This window comes from Nitrospirota bacterium (assembly GCA_040757595.1).
GTDB lineage: Bacteria > Nitrospirota > Nitrospiria > Nitrospirales > Nitrospiraceae > JBFLWP01.
Map to the genome: position 1 here is coordinate 184,631 of JBFLWP010000004.1, position 15,645 is coordinate 200,275.

Consider the following 15,645-nt stretch of genomic DNA (forward strand, 5'->3'; position numbering starts at 1 on the left):
TTCCGATGTTCGCCGGCGCCGTTACGGCTGTCCAATCCCTGCAGCCCTCAACCGATCGGCCGTGATCGGCTCCCGCCGGCAGCAATCGAGCAAGACGCCGTTCACCGCGACGGCCGGGACTGCAGTAACTCCATAGCGCCTCGCCCTGTCCCGGCACTCGTTCGTCGCACAGCCTTCTCGCAGGTCATAGATCTGCACGTCGCAGCTCGGGCAGGCCAGCGACTTCACGAGTCCCACGGTTTCCCCACAAATCGGACACCCAGCCGTGAACACCTCAACGAGTCGTTTTGTCGTGTCCATAACTCCGCTTCCTTTCTTTCCGTTCCAAGGTTTGGAGAATCGGGCATTGATCCGTCGGCTGCCCCGCATGGCAGGCCGTGACCAAGCTTTGAAGCGCTCGCGCGAGGGCGCGCAGATCGCGCATCTTGGCCTCCACCTGCTTCAATTTCGCCTGCGCTTTCCTTTGGACATCCCCACAACGAGCCGTCGAGCTGACCCTCAGGTCCAACAATTCCGCGATCTCCTGTAACGTGAAACCCAGCGCCTGGGCGTTCTTGATGAACCGCAGGCGGAGGACCTCAGCGGACCCGTACAGCCGATAGCCTGATGACTTCCGAGCCGACGGAGTGAGCAGCTTCAGCCGCTCGTAGTACCTCAAGGTCTGGACGTTGACCCCGATCATATCTGCCAACTGACCGATCGTACGCTCCGTCGCCATCGCAGCACCTCATCGTTGACGACTCTACACCCTGTACTAGGGTACCGAGTCAAGAGGGGCGCAAGAAAATGTCTGGCGCCCCAACTGTAAGGATTGCCGGCCTCGAACGACTGAACGTACGGACGTGCGGAAGAATCGCCATCCAACGGGCAAACTCAGGCGATGTAAGCCAGCTTACAGAAAAGCTCCCCCCCGGCTGGTATTCTCTGCCAGGACAGTTGACGGGGGGACGTGCGGCCTGCTACATGGACCTATCTCGATAGGTTGATGACCAGAGAGGCACTTATGGGAAACGACACGATCACGCAACAGGTGAGCGAACGGTACGCCCGGGCCGTCACGACGGGCGAGCAGATGTGCTGTCCCACCGGCTACGACTTCGACGACCTGCGCCGGTTCGTCCCCGAGGAGGTGCTCAAGGTTTCCTACGGCTGCGGCACGCCGGCCGGCCTCCGGACCGTGAGGCCCGGCGAGACCGTGCTCGACATCGGCTCCGGCGGCGGGATCGACTGTTTCGAGGCCCTGCGGCGCGTGGGCCCGACCGGCCTGGTGATCGGCCTCGACATGACCGACGAGATGCTGGCGCTGGCCCGGCGCCACGCGCCGGTGGTCGCCGCGAACCTGGGCCACCCGACCCCCAACGTGGAGTTCCGCAAGGGATTGGCGGACGCCATGCCGGTCGAAGACGGGACCATTGACCTCATCATCTCGAACTGCGTCATCAACCTGGCCCCGGACAAGCCCAGGGTCTTCCGCGAGATGTACCGGAGCCTCAAGCCTGGCGGCCGGTTCACGATCTCCGACATCGTCTCGGATCAGCCGCTCCCTCAGTACCTGGTGCACGACACGGAGAAGTGGGGCAATTGCCTGTCCGGCGCCCTGCAGGTGGCCGACTACCTGGACGGGTTGCGCCAGGCCGGCTTCCTGGGCATCCACCAGGTCACGTTCACCCCCTGGCAGGTCATTGACGGCATCCGCTTCCTGTCCCTCACGCTGACCGGCTACAAGCTGCCGGAGCAGCCGGAGCCCAACGGCGCCCGGTTCGCCACGCTGCGCGGCCCCTTCAGCCGCGCGGTGGACGAGCTGGGGCAGGTCTATCTCCGCGGCGTGCCGCAGGCCGTCAATGCCCGGACGGCGCACCTGCTGCACACGCCGCCGTTCGATGGTCTGTTCCTGTTGACCGATACCCCGGTGGCCCTGGATGCCTCCGACCCGCACTGGACGGCCATCCTGCCGGAGCAGGCCTCCTGCATCTGGGAGGGCCACTTCGCCCTGTTCACCGGCCCGCTCCTGGAGGTCTGCGACGACGACCAGCACTGTTACGTTCGTGGCCAGCCGCTGGAGATCTGCTCGAAGACGTTGAAGGTCCTGCGGCACGAGGCCTACGCGGGCCATTTCGCCGTCATCAACCGGGCTCAGTCGGCCGTCACCGGCGCGGCGGTCTCCTGCAACCCCAGCGGGAGTTGCTGCTGACCCGACCATGACCACCCGAAGCCAGACCAGTCGGACCCTGTCCACCGGCGAGTGCGCCGGCGTCATGCGGGCGATGGGCGACGCAACCAGGCTGCACATCCTGGAATCGCTGCTCGCCCGAGAGAAGTGCGTCAGCGACCTGGTAGCCGAGACCCGGCACACGCAGCCGCATGTCTCCCACCACCTGCGCATCCTGCGGGAAGCCGGACTGATCGAGGGCATTCGGGAGGGGAAACGCATCTGCTACCGCATCTCACCGAAGATTCGGATGCTCTTGGAAGAGCGGCGGGGGAAGGCCCTCGACTTCGGCTGCTGCCGGATCAGCTTTCCAGGGACCGTCCTCGAATCCTCCGGCCGATGAAGGAGCAGCCCATGGGGCTCAGCCTGCTCGCCCGCAACAGCCCGCTCGTGTCCACCGAAGAGCAGTTACGCATCCTGGCCCGGACGGAAGGCTGTCCATCCTTCGAGGCACGGATGCAGGCGGCGGGGCTCCATCCCCTGCACGCGACCGGCATCACGGTGTTCCAGATCAACGTCGGCAAGCTCTGCAACCAGACCTGCCGGCACTGTCATGTGGACGCCGGCCCGGACCGGCGGGAGGTCATGACGCGCGAGACGGCCGAGCTCTGTATCAAGGCCCTGGCGCAGACCGACATCCCCACCGTGGACATTACCGGCGGGGCGCCCGAGTTGAACCCCCATTTCCGCTGGCTGGTCGAGCAGGCCCGGAGCCTCGGCCGCCACGTAATGGACAGGTGCAACCTCAGCGTGCTTCTTTTACCTGCCCAGGCCGACCTCGGGGAGTTTTTGGCCCGGCATCGGGTCGAGATCATCGCCTCCCTCCCCTATTACCGTCCGTCCCAGACGGACGCGCAGCGCGGCGAGGGGGTCTTCGACAAATCCATCCAGGCCCTGCGGCGGCTCAACGCCCTGGGGTACGGAATGGAAGGGAGCGGCCTGGCCCTCACCCTCGTCCACAACCCGGTGGGCGCGTTCCTCCCGCCCAGGCAGGAGGCGATCGAAGCTCAGTTCCGGCGGGAGCTCAAGCGGACGCATGGGGTGACGTTCACCCGGCTCTACACGATCACGAACATGCCGATCAGCCGGTTCCTGGAGTTTCTGGTGGAGACAGGGAACTACGAGGGCTACATGGAGCGACTTGCGAATGCTTTCAACCCGTCCGCCGCCGCCGGCGTCATGTGCCGCTATACGGTCTCGGTGGGCTGGGACGGCACCCTGTTCGACTGCGACTTCAACCAGATGCTGGATCTATCGGTGAACCATGGGGCTCCACGGCACATCCGCGACTTCGACCCGGCCCTCCTCCACACCCGTCGGATCGTGACGGGCAACCACTGTTACGGCTGCACGGCCGGCTCCGGCTCCTCCTGCGGCGGTTCCGTCGTTTAGCGACTCGTTCCATGGACGGCTCCCTCCTCGCGTTCCCCCTCGTCCTGGCCCTGGCCTTCGCCAACGGTACGAACGACGTGTCCAAGGCCATCGCGACCCTGGTCGGCAGCGGGGTCACGAACTACCGGACCGCCATCCTCTGGGGCGCGGTCTGGACCTTGATCGGAGCGGGGCTCTCCGGACTGATCGCCACGGCGATGGTGAAGACCTTCAGCAGCGGGCTGCTGATGTCCGGCGTGAGCCCCCGGCCAGCCTTGGCCCTGGCGGTGCTGGCCGGAGCCATGGCCTGGGTCCTCTTCGCTTCCCGGACCGGGCTCCCCGTCTCCACCACCCACGCGCTGACCGGCGCGATCGTGGGAGCCGGGTTGACCGCATTCGGAAGCGCCGGATTGATCTGGTCGTCAATCGCCAGCAAGCTTGCGCTCCCATTGCTCCTGAGCCCGGTGCTGGCCTTCTCCCTGTCGTTCCTGTTGCACCCGGCGATCCGAGCACTGGCCAGTCGCTGGGAGGGAACCTGCCTCTGTCTGATGCCGAGCGCACGCGCGTTGGTCACCGTGGACGCCCGGGGCTCGACCCGCACGATTCTTCAGATGACGGCCTTTGGACAGCCCGTCGCCTCCGTGCCGGTCCAATGTGAACGGGCCGGCCTCAGGGGCCTGACCATTGGGCTCGATAGCATCCACTGGGTTTCCAGCGGGCTCGCGTCTCTGGCCAGGGGAGCCAACGACGCCCCCAAGATCGCGGCGATGCTCCTCCTGGGCAACACGGCCGTCTCCTGGCCCAGCTCCCGGGTCCAAATCCTGACCTTTATCGGGGTCGCCTTGGCCATGGGGATCGGCAGTTACCTCGGAGGACTCCGCGTGACCGCAGTCTTGGCCGAACGGGTCACGAGGATGAACCATACGGAGGGCCTGTCGGCCAACCTGACCACCTCCTCGCTCGTCCTCGTCTCCGCCACAATGGGCCTGCCGGTCTCCACGACTCACGTCAGCGGTTCAGCCATCATCGGCATCGGCCTGCTCAAGGGTCGCAGCGCCATCCGCTGGGGCACCGTTCGCGACATGATCCTGGCCTGGGCTGTTACGCTTCCCGCCGCCGCGCTGCTCGCCTGCCTGGCCTACCCGTTCCTCGCCAGGCTGTTGTAAGCCAACTCACAGTTTCTCGGCAGCTCATAGGGTATTCAAATGCCCACGACAATACATGTAATTATCTCGATATGCTTATACGGCAAGGAGGGTGTCTGATGCACAAACGGTTGGTGGAGCGGTCCAGGAATCAGCGAGTTGAGCGATCACCGTCTCAACCCAGGCTGAGTTTGGTACTGGCCTGTCTTTTGGGTTTGGGATCGATCTTTATAAGCGACGTCCAAGCCTTTGACTGGGTGCCATCCCAGGAAGAAATCCGAAAGTACCGGAATACCTGGAACCCGCTTGCCAACGGCCCCATCTTTATTACCAGCGTGGACGTGCACCCCAAGGGACAACTGACGATCCATCCCTTTCTTTTTTCCCAGATCAGCGAGAAACGCTTCGGCAACGACCTCAGTGTGAATCGGAGTCCGGCTCCCACTCATTCGTATCAGATCAATCCGCTGACTACGATCGCTTATGGAATTACCGATCACTTGGAATTGAACGTTGGTCTGTCGGAATCCACCTTCTGGGCTCGAGACTCAAGTCGGTTCAACCAAGGCAAGGGCGGACCTGTCACGACCAACTCGGGCATGGGAGATACCCAGGTCTACCTGAAGTACCGGCCCGTCGTTCAAGACCCGGATACCTGGCGCCCTTCGATCACGACGTTCAACATGATTGTCCTGCCCACAAGTCGCTGGTTCACCGGGACACAGAGCCCGCCAGGGGGCTTCGCTCCCTTAGGCCGTCTCCCCGCAACGCGCTTCGGCTCCCTGACCTGGACGGAGGGACTGATGGCCAGAAAGATTCTCCAGCCGTTCCGAATCAGCGGCGGTATCTTCTATTCCTACCATTTACCTGGCAGCGATGCCGGGCAGACCACGTACCCAGCCGACATCATCAACACCCGGTTGATCATCGAGCATATTCTGGACGACAAACGAGGCTTGGGATACAGCCTCGAATTCGTCGGATTCCACGGGCTGACCTGGCGGGCAGATGGACACCGGATCAATGCCGGTGGCCAAAACGGGTTCAGCACGCTGGGGGTCCAGCCAAGCCTCCAGTTCCGGATCGGCGACAATTGGGTCGGCGCAACCGGCGTCCTCTTCTCCGTCGCTGGCCAGAATACTCTGGCCGCGATTTACCCCAATTTCTCCATCTATTACTACTGGAACCCGAAGGGGAAGGTGGTCATGCGGTAGCGGCGTGCACGAACCGGGCACCCGTTGCGCTCACTTGCAACGGGTGAATCGTTATTCCTCGCATCGTGCGCCCTGCGGCGGGGCGGTCACCTAGAAACGGTGAATAGGGAGGTTGAGTAGGGTGGAGATGGCGAGGAACAACCGTGTGCTACGGCGCTGAGCCCGCCAGTTCTCGTGCATGAGCAATCTCATGCTTGTGGACGGGACGAACCTGAAAGTCCTCAAGCGTCACAACCGCTACCGTCTCGCCATCCAAGGTTGTAAACTCTACCTCGTAACCCTTGCCCTCCTGGTGAACCAACACCACGGTTCCAATGTCCCCTCGTCGAAGACCGTGCTGGGGAAGGTCACACTCCAGAACGACATCGTCCAGATCCTGAATCATGGCGTCCTCCGTTTCAGGGGATAAGCGGTCACGAACCGCGGCGTCTGGCCACCTTCATCTATAAACCAGACCGTTCGAACTTGCAATTGCCGTCCACTCGGTGCGACAAGCGGGCCTTCAATCACGTAACGTCTACCGAACCGCGTGTTCTCGTAGGACGTGACGAGGTTGTCTCTGGCATGCTGTTGCAACGCCCTTGCCAAAACTTCCCAGGCAGATGCCTGGAACCCGAGTCCAGAAAAGAAAGCCGCCTTCCCCTTGCCCGCCCGATGAGTCGAGGAAAGCAGATACTGAACGACCTTGGCCTGACGAATTTCAAGGCGGTCCACATGGGGGAGTTTCATGCTTGCGCCATGCCTCCCACAATCCCGATTTCCTTCCACACCAGGCCATAAAGATCGGAGACGCGGCCTATCTCGCGATCGGGGGCGTGGAGAGCCCTGTTGCTCGGATTGTACCTGCGCCCAAGCTGGCGGAGTCGTGCGCGCAATGGGCGGAAATCGCGGGCAATGGCTTGACGTTCGTCGGTCTCGTTAGCGTGCGCCCTCGTCTCAAAGCGCCGTCAGAAGCCTCTGCGCCCATAACTCGGTCAACGGCTCCAGGTCGCCGTGATCAGCGGCCTGCAAGGCGTCGAGGTACTGCCGGCGTCCATCCGGGTTCAGCGGCGCGGTTCCGACGTGGGGCAGGGAAAGCTTGTACAGCAAGGCGGCAAGGAGGACGCGCCCGATTCGGCCGTTGAAGTCCTTGAACGGATGAATGGCCTGGAACCGACCATCGGTCCACGCAAGCAGTTCAGCCAGGGTCTGAAGATCGGTGTGCCGAGGACGGATATGGCGTTGGCGTTCGGCTAGGTCGTCACAATAGAGCCGGATCTGGACCGGCACTTCATAGAACGGTGGCGGGGTATGCGCCCCGACTTGCACATTCACGTCACGGAATCGTCCAGCCCAATCAGGAAAGAGCTCGCCGGCCAAGTCTTTGTGACGCAGGCACAGCCACTCGGGGGTGATGGCAATCTGTTCGGGCGGCGTGCCGGGGATATTGTCCAGGATGCCCGCCAACGCGACGGCCAGCCGTTCCGAGACTTGCTGGTGGGACAGAGTCCCCTCCGCTGTCTCGAAATAGCGTGTCGTGCCTAGCTGACCTGAGCTTTTTTCCGATTCTTCAGGAGAGTCTTCAGGCGGGCCATACTCAACGGTTCGTTCTCGAACGCCATGGACTCCACGACTCGCTCCAGAACAACCTTCCGGTGCGCGGCCGCCACTTTTTCCGGCGTGTCGTGCCGCTGTTGCCATTGACGGAGCTTGGCATCCGCCTTCTTGAGATCGAGAGGAGCTTGGGTTTTCATGGCTGGTATTTTCGCATGCCGTGGGCTCGGAGGCAACCGCCGTCCCCTCTACGATCCCGATCTCCTCCTGCGTCAGGCCGTAGAGGTCGTAGACGAGCCGGTCAATCTCGCGGTCGGTGGCGCCAATCTGCGCCTGCAGGCGGGTCTTGTCGTTCGGGTTCTTCGTGGCCGCAAGCCGCTTGTGCAGGTCCAGCATGCGCTCGACCAGCGAGACCATCTTGTCGTGTCTGGCTTTGCCAGTTGGGTCAGAGAAGTCGACTGAGTAGATAGGCGCGGAACGGATAAAGCGGGCTTCAAAGGAATAGTACCCACTCTCCATCTGTTGGCCAGACGAGGTGATGAAGAAATTGAGTGCGCGGCTGTTCAAGAGGCCCAACAAGTAGAGAGGATTGACGCCTTCTTTTGGCAACAGCCCGTATCCGCCAGCAGCGCCACCCAGGAAGAACAGGTCTCCCGATGAGTCAAAGAGGAAGGACGAGCGGGGGGCTAAATCAGGGGTGATGAGTTTAGAAAGAGGCATGACATCAAGAGCCTGTGTCCTTCCGTATCCATACCAGCCAGCATGGTTCATGCTTCCGTCTTCGCGATCGCGAAGATATCTCTCGTTTGCCTTCAGGTATCGGTATGTCTTGGGAAACCGGCGTCTCAACTCGCCTTCTTCTATTAATCGCACTGATTCACCAGATTGAACGTACGGGAAAATGACGACCCGCTCGGGAGGCAATGAAACATACGGTCGCATTTCAGTGCCCTTAATCAGTTTGTGGCACAGGCCGCGTTCTAGCTCTACGTCCTTGCCGAGATGAATGGAATGGCCTTTGACGGATCGTGCGGTTTCACGCTTGAGCTCCAGCGCATAAATCTTGTCTGCGCTCGTCTTCAATCCCTGGAAAATCCGCGTTGTGCACTCCTCAAGCGGCAAGCCACGTTTGGCAAGCTTCTCGATCAATGCCATCGCCTTTGCTGGCTTGAAGACCCACGGTGCTTCAGAAAGGAACCTTGCGGACAGAGCAGACGCCGGTGCGTCGGCCAGAGCCTGGGACAGTGGGATATCCTCTGTTAGCTTGGGCACTTCGATGTATTGGAACGAATCCTTGGGGGCCTTGGACAGGATTAGGATGCACGTGTTCACGAAGGCTGCACCAAAGACCTGATTGTTTGTAAAGCTCACAACCGTATCAACGTTCTTCCCGGCCGCAAGGAACGCGCGCAAGGCTGCGCCATACTGAACCTGCCAAAATTTCTGCGGCATGATGAACCCAAGCCGCCCGTTTACGTTCAATAGGGATAGTCCGTGCTCGACAAAGACCACGTAAATGTCATAGTTGCCTTCCCTCGCCGATTCGTAGCTTCGTTTGAATATCTCAGCGACCGCCGGCATCCATTCTTGCATAGTCTGAATCCGCACGTACGGCGGATTGCCGATCACGGCATCGAAGCCGCTCGCATCCACACCCTCACCCTTACCCTCTCCCTTCGAGGGAGAGGGAGTTCGTGAAAGGATCTCCGGGAACTCGGCCTGCCAGTCGAACGGATTGACGCGCCTCATTTCGTCTTCGTCCGGCAGGAGTTGCCCGCTGAAGTAGTCCGGGCCGATCAGACTGTTTCCGCATTTGATGTTCTTGCCGAGGTCCGGCAGCGCCCGTTCCTTGACGAACGACAACTGCCGCCTGAGCGTTTCGTCGTTTTCGCCTTCGAGCACCTTGAGCAACAGGCTGAGCTTCGTGACCTCCACGGCCTGGGGGTCAATGTCCACGCCGTAGATGTTGTTCAGGAGAATGCGCTTCTTCTCCTGGGTCGTCAGACGCCAGTCGCCTGCAGCGGTCTTGTAGAGTTCCTTTTTGTGTCGCTCCGGTCCGTCCTTCACGTACCAGTCGCGGTGGTAGGTCACGAGATAGTCATAGGCGCCGATCAGGAAGGAGCCGGAACCGCAGGCTGGGTCGAGGATGCGGAGTTTGGCGATCTGCTTGGGTGTCTTCTCTTCACAGAGTTTCCCCACGGTCTGCTTGACGATGTAGTCCACGATGTAGGCCGGCGTGTAATAGACGCCGCCGGCTTTCTTGACCTCCGGCTTCTCTTCGACCCTGGCCTGGTGCCCGGCCGTGAGGCGGATGACCTTGCCGAGGAACTGCTCATACACCTGCCCGAGAATCTCCGCCGGAAAGACGGAGAACTCGTAGGGGCTTTTCGGCGCATAGAGGCGGTCAATGATGTCTTTGAGGACCTTGTCGTCAACGATGAGGTCGAGCGTCAGCTCATCCGGCGCCTCGGCGCGGTCCGCTTCGCGCTGAAAGTGGAAGAGGCCGGAGTTGTACCGGTCGTCGGCTTGGCGGAACAGGTGCTTCAGCCGGGCGTAGGTGTGCTCGCCGTTCAGCAGCGCCTGGAGCTGTCCATAGTGCTCGGCGCCCCGGTCTTCGCAGATGCGCAGGAAGATGATCCGGTCAATGGTACGCTGGACGGCGAAGTTGAGGTCATGCACGGACAGCGCGCGATTCCGCAGGGCCAGGTTCTTGGCGAGCACGTCCCGCCACTGTTCGATCTCCGCCAGGAACTCGGCATCCACCGTGGCCGTGCCGCGTTTGCGGTCCGCCGCCGCGTATTTGTCGAAGGAGCCCTTGAGCACGGCGTCCTTGGAAAAAACGGACGCGATCTCCTCCCACCGGGTCTCATAGTCCCGATAGGTCAAATAGAGGCTGCGGTGCGCGCTGGGCTTGTCGGTCGAAGCCGGACGGGTCCGGCAGTCATAGACGACGAACTCTTCGAAATCGGTCAGGATGGACAGGGGGAGCTTGGCGGACCAGGCATAGCGCCGCAGTTGATAGGCCGGCGCCGGATCGTCTTTCAGATTGACGGCGGGATTTTTCGCTTCGACGAAGAACTTGCGCGTCCCGCCGATGCGAAAGCAGTAATCGGGCGCCTTCTCCACACCACCGATCTTGACCGCATCCTCGTGGGTCACCTCACGGTAGGCCGGCGCGTACCCTTGCCGGTTGGTGACATCCCATCCCAAGGCTTCAAAGAAGGGGTCCAGGTATTCCCGGCGCAGTTGCGTTTCATTCAGCCCATGCTCCCGGTACTCGTCCCGGTTGTGTCCGAACCGGGCGATGAGATCCAGGACTTGTTGCGGCGGACCTTGGGGCATGGACGGCCTCGCGGTGACCAGGGAACAGCGGCCTGCGGGAGTCTACGGAGCAGGGTCCGCCCTGTCAAGGTTGAGCGGGAACCCAGGGCAGGGTACAATGCACTTGCAGGCCGGAGGAGACAACCTGATGACGTCCCCGCGGGAGCTGGACGAGGTGCTGGCCCGGTACGTGGCCGATTTCGTGGCGCGGAACGCCGCGGCGCGAATCCTGAAGAAGGGCCTGGATGAGGTCGGGGTCGGCTTCTTTCCCCTCGCCGACCACATCACGTTCCGGACGGACGACATTGACCGCCGCGCGGAGGAGTTTCTCACGCTGGGCTACGCCTTCTCCGAGACGCTCCACTACGAGGACTGGTTCGCCAAGGTCTACCGCAAACCGGGCTACCCCGCCCTGTTCATTGACCAGGCCTACCCGGACGAGCGGGGCAAGACCAGCATCATTCCCGCCTGGGTCCGGCAGTTCGGCGACCGGACCCTGCATCACGTCGCCGTCCGGGTCGAAGACATCGAGCAGGCGATGGCCCGGCTGCAGCGGGCCGGCGTGCGGTTCGCCGGCTCGATCGTGGGCGCGCGCGGCGGCCCGCTGCGGCAGATCTTCACGGTGCCCGAGGAGGTCAACGGCGCCCCCTTCTCCGTCGTGGAGTTGGCCGAGCGGCGCGAAGGGTTTCTCGGCTTCTCCCCGCCCCAGGCCGACGGCCTCATGAAATCCACCGTCCGAAAAACCAGTGACAAGTGACGGGTGACGGGTGAGGGGGACGCGGGGACAGCGAGGCCCGCTGGATCCCTAGAGCAACGGGCGATCCGCGTCGCCCCTTCGCCGCGTCTCCGCGTCGGTCACTTTACGTTTCACGTCTCACGTTTCACGTCTCACGATTATTACCTCTCCATCGTTTCTGCTGTTGCCCCCATCGGTAAAGTTTGCTATGGTGAGGGCCGCGTTTCCGCCGGCCCGCTGAGCTGGCCCCCGCGCACCGAGGAGCCTGCATGGTCTGGAACCCGAAAGATCCCTGGAGCAAGCGGACCGACCCGCTCGAGGACGTGCTCCGCCAGGCCCAGGAACGGTGGGGCCCGCGGCTCCCCTCCGGCGGCGGGCTTCGCGGGGCGATCCTGGTCCTCGTCGCGATCTTGTTCATCTGGCAGGGCACCTTCATCGTGGCACCGGACGAGGAAGGCGTCGTCAAGCGGTTCGGCGACGTGGTCCGCACCGCCGGCCCCGGCCCTCACCTCAAGATCCCCTTCGTCGAGACCGTCGAACGGCCCAAGGTGGAAAAGCTGCACCGGCTGGAGATCGGGTTCCGCACCGACCGGCAGGGCCGCCAGCAGATGCTCCCCAAGGAGGCCCTCATGCTGACGGGGGACGAGAACATCCTGGCCGTGGAGTTCATCGTCCAGTACAAGATCAAGAGCGCGAGAGACTACCTGTTCAACGTGGACGAGATCGAGGAGACCATCCAGAAATCGGCCGAGGCCGCGATGCGCGAGGTCATCGGGAAGAGCAAGATCGACGAGGCTCTGACCACCGGGAAGGCGCAAATCCAGCAGGATACCCAGACCTTGCTCCAGGGCATTCTGGATTCGTACCAGGCCGGCGTGCAGATCGCCGCGGTCCAGTTGCAGGACGTGGACCCGCCGGAGGCGGTCGTGGCGGCCTTCAAGGACGTGGCCAGCGCGAAGGAAGACCGGGAGAAGCTGATCAACCAGTCCCAGGGCTACCGGAACGACATCATTCCCAAGGCCAAGGGGGAAGCCGCGCAAGTCGTGAACCAGGCCAAGGGCTACGCCCAGGCCCGCCTCACGAGAGCGCAGGGCGAGGCCAACCGGTTTCTCCGGACCCTGAAGGAGTACAACCAGGCCAAGGACATCATCAGCAAGCGCATCTACATCGAGACGATGGAAGAGGTCCTGCCGGGCATCGAGAAGGTCATCGTGGACGGCAAGGCCGGGGACCGGCTGCTTCCCTTCCTGCCTCTGGAGCGGCAGCGCCAGGGGGCCAAGGCGCCGGCTGCCTCCGCGGAGAAGAAGGACTCGCCGTGAAGCAGAACCTCCTGATCGGAATCGGCGTCGTCCTGATCCTCCTGGTCGTGCTGGGGGCGTCGCCCTTCTTCATCGTGGACGTCACCCAGACGGCCATCGTGGTCCAGCTCGGGAAACCGGTCCGCACGATCACGCAGCCGGGGCTCCAGTTCAAGGCCCCCTTCATCCAGGAGGTGACCTATTTCGACAAGCGGCTGCTGGACTACGACTCCTCGGCGCAGGACGTGATCACTCAGGACAAGAAGACGCTCCTCATCGACAACTTCGCCAAATGGCGGATCATCAATCCGCTGAAGGTCTACCAGGCCTTCCAGACCCAGCGCGGCGCCCTTCGGCGGCTGGACGACATCATCTACTCCGAGCTGCGCGTCGAGCTCGGCCGGCACGACCTCTCGGAGATCGTCTCCAAGACCCGCGCGCAGATCATGGCGGTGGTGACCGAGCGGGCCAACGAGAAGGCCAAGGCCTACGGGATCGAGATCCAGGACGTGCGGATCAAGCGGGCGGACCTGCCCGAGCAGAACGAGAAGGCGGTCTTCGCGCGGATGCAGGCGGAGCGGGAGCGGCAGGCCAAGCAGTACCGGGCCGAGGGAGCCGAGGAGGCCCAGAAGATCCGGTCCGACGCGGAGAAGGACCGGGAGATCATCCTGGCGGAAGCCTATAAGACGGCGGAGGAGCTGCGGGGGGACGGGGACGCCAAGGCCTTCAAGATCTACGCGGAGGCCTACCGGCAGGACCCGAAGTTCTTCGAATTCACGCGCTCGATGGAAGCCTACAAGAAGACCTTCAGCACCAACTCGACGATCGTGATCAGCCCCGATTCCGAGTTCTTCAAGTACCTCAAGCAGCGCTGATTCCAAAACGATGAATGCGGAACGCAGAATGCTGCACTGACAGCACTCCCCCGTTCAGCGTTCATCTCACGAGAGTCCCACGATCTCTCCCGTCTCCGGGTCCAGGTCAATCCGTTCCCCGGACGGCACCCTGGGCAGCCCCGGCATGAGTTGAATCCCGGAGCAGACCGCGGTCAGGAAGCCGGCCCCGGCCAGGATGCGCAGCTCCCGGATCGGCAAGGTGAAGCCGGAGGGCCGGCCCTTGAGCGCCGGATCGTGAGACAGCGACAGGGGGGTCTTGGCCATGCAGACGGGAAAGCGGCCGAATCCCAGCTTCTCGGCCGTTTCGATCTGAGCCCGGGCCGACCCCTCGTACGCCACGCCGGCGGCCCCGTAGATCCGCCTGGCCACCGTCTCGATCTTCTGCGTGATCGGTGCCTCGTCGGGATAGAGCGGGGCATAGGTCGAAGGCTGCCGGCAGGCTTCGACCACCGCCCTGGCCAGTTCTTCCGCCCCCTTGCCCCCGTCCGCCCAGTGGGTGGACACGGCCGCGCGGGCGGCGCCAGCCGACAAGGCCCAGGTCCGCACGTATTCCAGCTCCTCCGCCGGGTCGCCCTTGAAGACGTTGATCGCCACCACCGCGGGAATTCCGAAAGCCTTCACGTTGGCGATGTGCTGCTCGAGGTTGGCGAGCCCCCTGGTCAGCGCCCCCCGGTTCGGGCCGGTCAAGCCGGGCGGGAGCGGCGACCCGGCCTTCACGACGCCGCCTCCCCCGTGGAGCTTCAAGGCCCGCAGCGTGGCCACGACCACCGCGGCGTCGGGGCGGAAGCCCGACGCGCGACACTTGATGTGGAAGAACTTTTCCGCGCCGAGGTCGCTGCCGAACCCGGCCTCGGTCACGGCATAGTCCGCGGTGCGAAGGGCGATCGCGTCGGCCAGGATCGAGCAGTTCCCGTGGGCGATGTTGCCGAAGGGGCCGGTGTGGACCAGGGCCGGCGTGCCCTCGAGAGTCTGGACTAGGTTGGGACAGAGGGCGTCCTTGAGCAGGGCCGCCATGGCGCCGGCGCATCTCAATTCTTCCGCATGTACGGCTTTTCCGTCCCTGGCCAGCCCGACTAGGATCCGGCCCAGCCGCTTCCGCAAGTCGGAGAGACCGGAGGCGAGGGCCAGGATCGCCATCACTTCCGAGGCCTCGGTGAGAACGAACTCCCCCGGCCGGTCCGCCTTGCCCTCCGAGCCGCGCAGGAGCACCCGGCGGAGCGCCCGGTCGCTCACCCCCATGACCCGCGGCCAGGCGATCCGAGCCGGATCCAGATTCAGGCTGTTCCCGTGGAACAGATGATTGTCCAGAAAGGCCGAGAGGAGGTTGTGGGCGGCCCCTGTCGCGTGGGCGTCGCCGGTCAGGTGGAGGTTGATGTCCTCCATCGGCACGACCTGTGCCCGTCCTCCTCCCGCGCCTCCCCCCTTCACCCCGAACACCGGCCCCAACGAGGGCTGGCGCAGCGTGACGACGGCCTTATGCCCCAACCGGCAGAGCGCCATCGCCAGACCGATGGAGGTCGTGGTCTTCCCCTCCCCGAGCGGCGTCGGATTGATGGCGGTGACGAGGACGTACCGGCCCAGCGGACGGCCGGCGAGGCGCCCGAGGACCGACAGGGACACCTTGGCCTTCCAGCGACCGTAGGGGATGATCTCGTCTTCACGGAGCCCGATGTCCTGGGCAACCTGTTGGATGGCGCGCGGCTTCACTGACCGGACAATGGCGAGATCGCTCACCTTGCTCTTCTCCCTCCCCCGTTCACGCTCTCCCCGGTCGAGGCGAAGCGGAGTATAGCACACCGGCTTGCAGGCGCCAGCGGACCGGAAGCAGAGCGGCCCGACGAGGGGAAATCGGCGAGCTGGGACAAGCCCGAGCGGGGAGCTTTCTCGAAAAGAGCGGGAACGGATTCGGAGCGGAGGGGACC

Annotated in this window: 14 protein-coding genes; 8 read left to right on the top strand and 6 right to left on the bottom strand. The window is 63.3% G+C overall.

Annotation, left to right across the window (positions count from 1 at the left end; genetic code table 11):
• Positions 1-21 precede the first annotated feature (21 nt).
• Both AB1411_05885 and AB1411_05890 read right to left on the bottom strand, forming a co-directional pair.
• Entirely contained in the window at positions 22-237 is a 216-nt protein-coding gene (locus AB1411_05885; GenBank protein ID MEW6543124.1) for a glutaredoxin, read from the bottom strand.
• A 37-nt stretch (positions 238-274) separates the two neighbouring features.
• A complete protein-coding gene (locus AB1411_05890) occupies positions 275-718 on the bottom strand; it encodes a heavy metal-responsive transcriptional regulator (GenBank protein MEW6543125.1) in 444 nt (147 codons plus the stop codon).
• A 267-nt stretch (positions 719-985) separates the two neighbouring features.
• On the opposite strand from AB1411_05890, the gene AB1411_05895 reads away from it, so the two are divergent.
• From AB1411_05895 to AB1411_05915, 5 genes are all read left to right on the top strand, one after another.
• Positions 986-2,191 (top strand): methyltransferase domain-containing protein, encoded by a 1,206-nt coding sequence (locus AB1411_05895; GenBank protein ID MEW6543126.1) that lies wholly within the window; start codon positions 986-988, stop codon positions 2,189-2,191.
• Positions 2,192-2,198: 7 nt separating this feature from the next.
• Complete coding sequence (locus AB1411_05900; GenBank protein MEW6543127.1) at positions 2,199-2,552, top strand: metalloregulator ArsR/SmtB family transcription factor; 354 nt, start codon at positions 2,199-2,201, stop codon at positions 2,550-2,552.
• An 11-nt stretch (positions 2,553-2,563) separates the two neighbouring features.
• Positions 2,564-3,601: an arsenosugar biosynthesis radical SAM (seleno)protein ArsS gene (gene arsS / locus AB1411_05905; GenBank protein ID MEW6543128.1), complete on the top strand. Its 1,038-nt coding sequence runs from the start codon at positions 2,564-2,566 to the stop codon at positions 3,599-3,601.
• Between the two features lie 11 nt (positions 3,602-3,612).
• Positions 3,613-4,746, top strand: coding sequence for an inorganic phosphate transporter (locus AB1411_05910; GenBank protein MEW6543129.1), 1,134 nt, complete (start codon positions 3,613-3,615; stop codon positions 4,744-4,746).
• A 98-nt stretch (positions 4,747-4,844) separates the two neighbouring features.
• Complete coding sequence (locus AB1411_05915; GenBank protein ID MEW6543130.1) at positions 4,845-5,939, top strand: hypothetical protein; 1,095 nt, start codon at positions 4,845-4,847, stop codon at positions 5,937-5,939.
• A 148-nt stretch (positions 5,940-6,087) separates the two neighbouring features.
• Here the strand turns inward: AB1411_05915 and AB1411_05920 are convergent, their stop codons facing one another.
• From AB1411_05920 to AB1411_05930, 3 genes are all read right to left on the bottom strand, one after another.
• A complete protein-coding gene (locus tag AB1411_05920) occupies positions 6,088-6,324 on the bottom strand; it encodes a DUF4926 domain-containing protein (protein ID MEW6543131.1) in 237 nt (78 codons plus the stop codon).
• Positions 6,321-6,668, bottom strand: coding sequence for a DUF6883 domain-containing protein (locus AB1411_05925; protein ID MEW6543132.1), 348 nt, complete (start codon positions 6,666-6,668; stop codon positions 6,321-6,323). The genes AB1411_05920 and AB1411_05925 overlap by 4 nt, the downstream gene beginning before the upstream one ends.
• A gap of 207 nt (positions 6,669-6,875) precedes the next feature.
• On the bottom strand, positions 6,876-10,814 hold the full coding sequence (locus AB1411_05930; protein ID MEW6543133.1) for an N-6 DNA methylase: 3,939 nt from the start codon (positions 10,812-10,814) through the stop codon (positions 6,876-6,878).
• 127 nt (positions 10,815-10,941) lie between these two features.
• Here AB1411_05930 and AB1411_05935 point away from each other — a divergent pair, with 127 nt between their 5' ends.
• From AB1411_05935 to hflC, 3 genes are all read left to right on the top strand, one after another.
• Complete coding sequence (locus tag AB1411_05935; protein MEW6543134.1) at positions 10,942-11,550, top strand: VOC family protein; 609 nt, start codon at positions 10,942-10,944, stop codon at positions 11,548-11,550.
• 248 nt (positions 11,551-11,798) lie between these two features.
• Entirely contained in the window at positions 11,799-12,848 is a 1,050-nt protein-coding gene (gene hflK, locus AB1411_05940; protein MEW6543135.1) for an FtsH protease activity modulator HflK, read from the top strand.
• Entirely contained in the window at positions 12,845-13,702 is an 858-nt protein-coding gene (hflC, locus tag AB1411_05945; protein MEW6543136.1) for a protease modulator HflC, read from the top strand. The genes hflK and hflC overlap by 4 nt, the downstream gene beginning before the upstream one ends.
• A gap of 66 nt (positions 13,703-13,768) precedes the next feature.
• On the opposite strand, the gene AB1411_05950 is transcribed toward hflC, so the two are convergent.
• Complete coding sequence (locus tag AB1411_05950; GenBank protein ID MEW6543137.1) at positions 13,769-15,457, bottom strand: formate--tetrahydrofolate ligase; 1,689 nt, start codon at positions 15,455-15,457, stop codon at positions 13,769-13,771.
• Positions 15,458-15,645 lie beyond the last annotated feature (188 nt).

Coding starts and splice junctions, on each gene's coding strand:
- AB1411_05895 (MEW6543126.1), top strand. CDS start 986: ATGACCAGAGAGGCACTTATGGGAAACGACACGATCACGCAACAGGTG.
- AB1411_05915 (MEW6543130.1), top strand. CDS start 4,845: ATGCACAAACGGTTGGTGGAGCGGTCCAGGAATCAGCGAGTTGAGCGA.
- AB1411_05900 (MEW6543127.1), top strand. CDS start 2,199: ATGACCACCCGAAGCCAGACCAGTCGGACCCTGTCCACCGGCGAGTGC.
- arsS (MEW6543128.1), top strand. CDS start 2,564: ATGGGGCTCAGCCTGCTCGCCCGCAACAGCCCGCTCGTGTCCACCGAA.
- AB1411_05920 (MEW6543131.1), bottom strand. CDS start 6,324: ATGATTCAGGATCTGGACGATGTCGTTCTGGAGTGTGACCTTCCCCAG.
- AB1411_05890 (MEW6543125.1), bottom strand. CDS start 718: ATGGCGACGGAGCGTACGATCGGTCAGTTGGCAGATATGATCGGGGTC.
- hflK (MEW6543135.1), top strand. CDS start 11,799: ATGGTCTGGAACCCGAAAGATCCCTGGAGCAAGCGGACCGACCCGCTC.
- AB1411_05935 (MEW6543134.1), top strand. CDS start 10,942: ATGACGTCCCCGCGGGAGCTGGACGAGGTGCTGGCCCGGTACGTGGCC.
- AB1411_05925 (MEW6543132.1), bottom strand. CDS start 6,668: ATGAAACTCCCCCATGTGGACCGCCTTGAAATTCGTCAGGCCAAGGTC.
- AB1411_05910 (MEW6543129.1), top strand. CDS start 3,613: ATGGACGGCTCCCTCCTCGCGTTCCCCCTCGTCCTGGCCCTGGCCTTC.
- AB1411_05930 (MEW6543133.1), bottom strand. CDS start 10,814: ATGCCCCAAGGTCCGCCGCAACAAGTCCTGGATCTCATCGCCCGGTTC.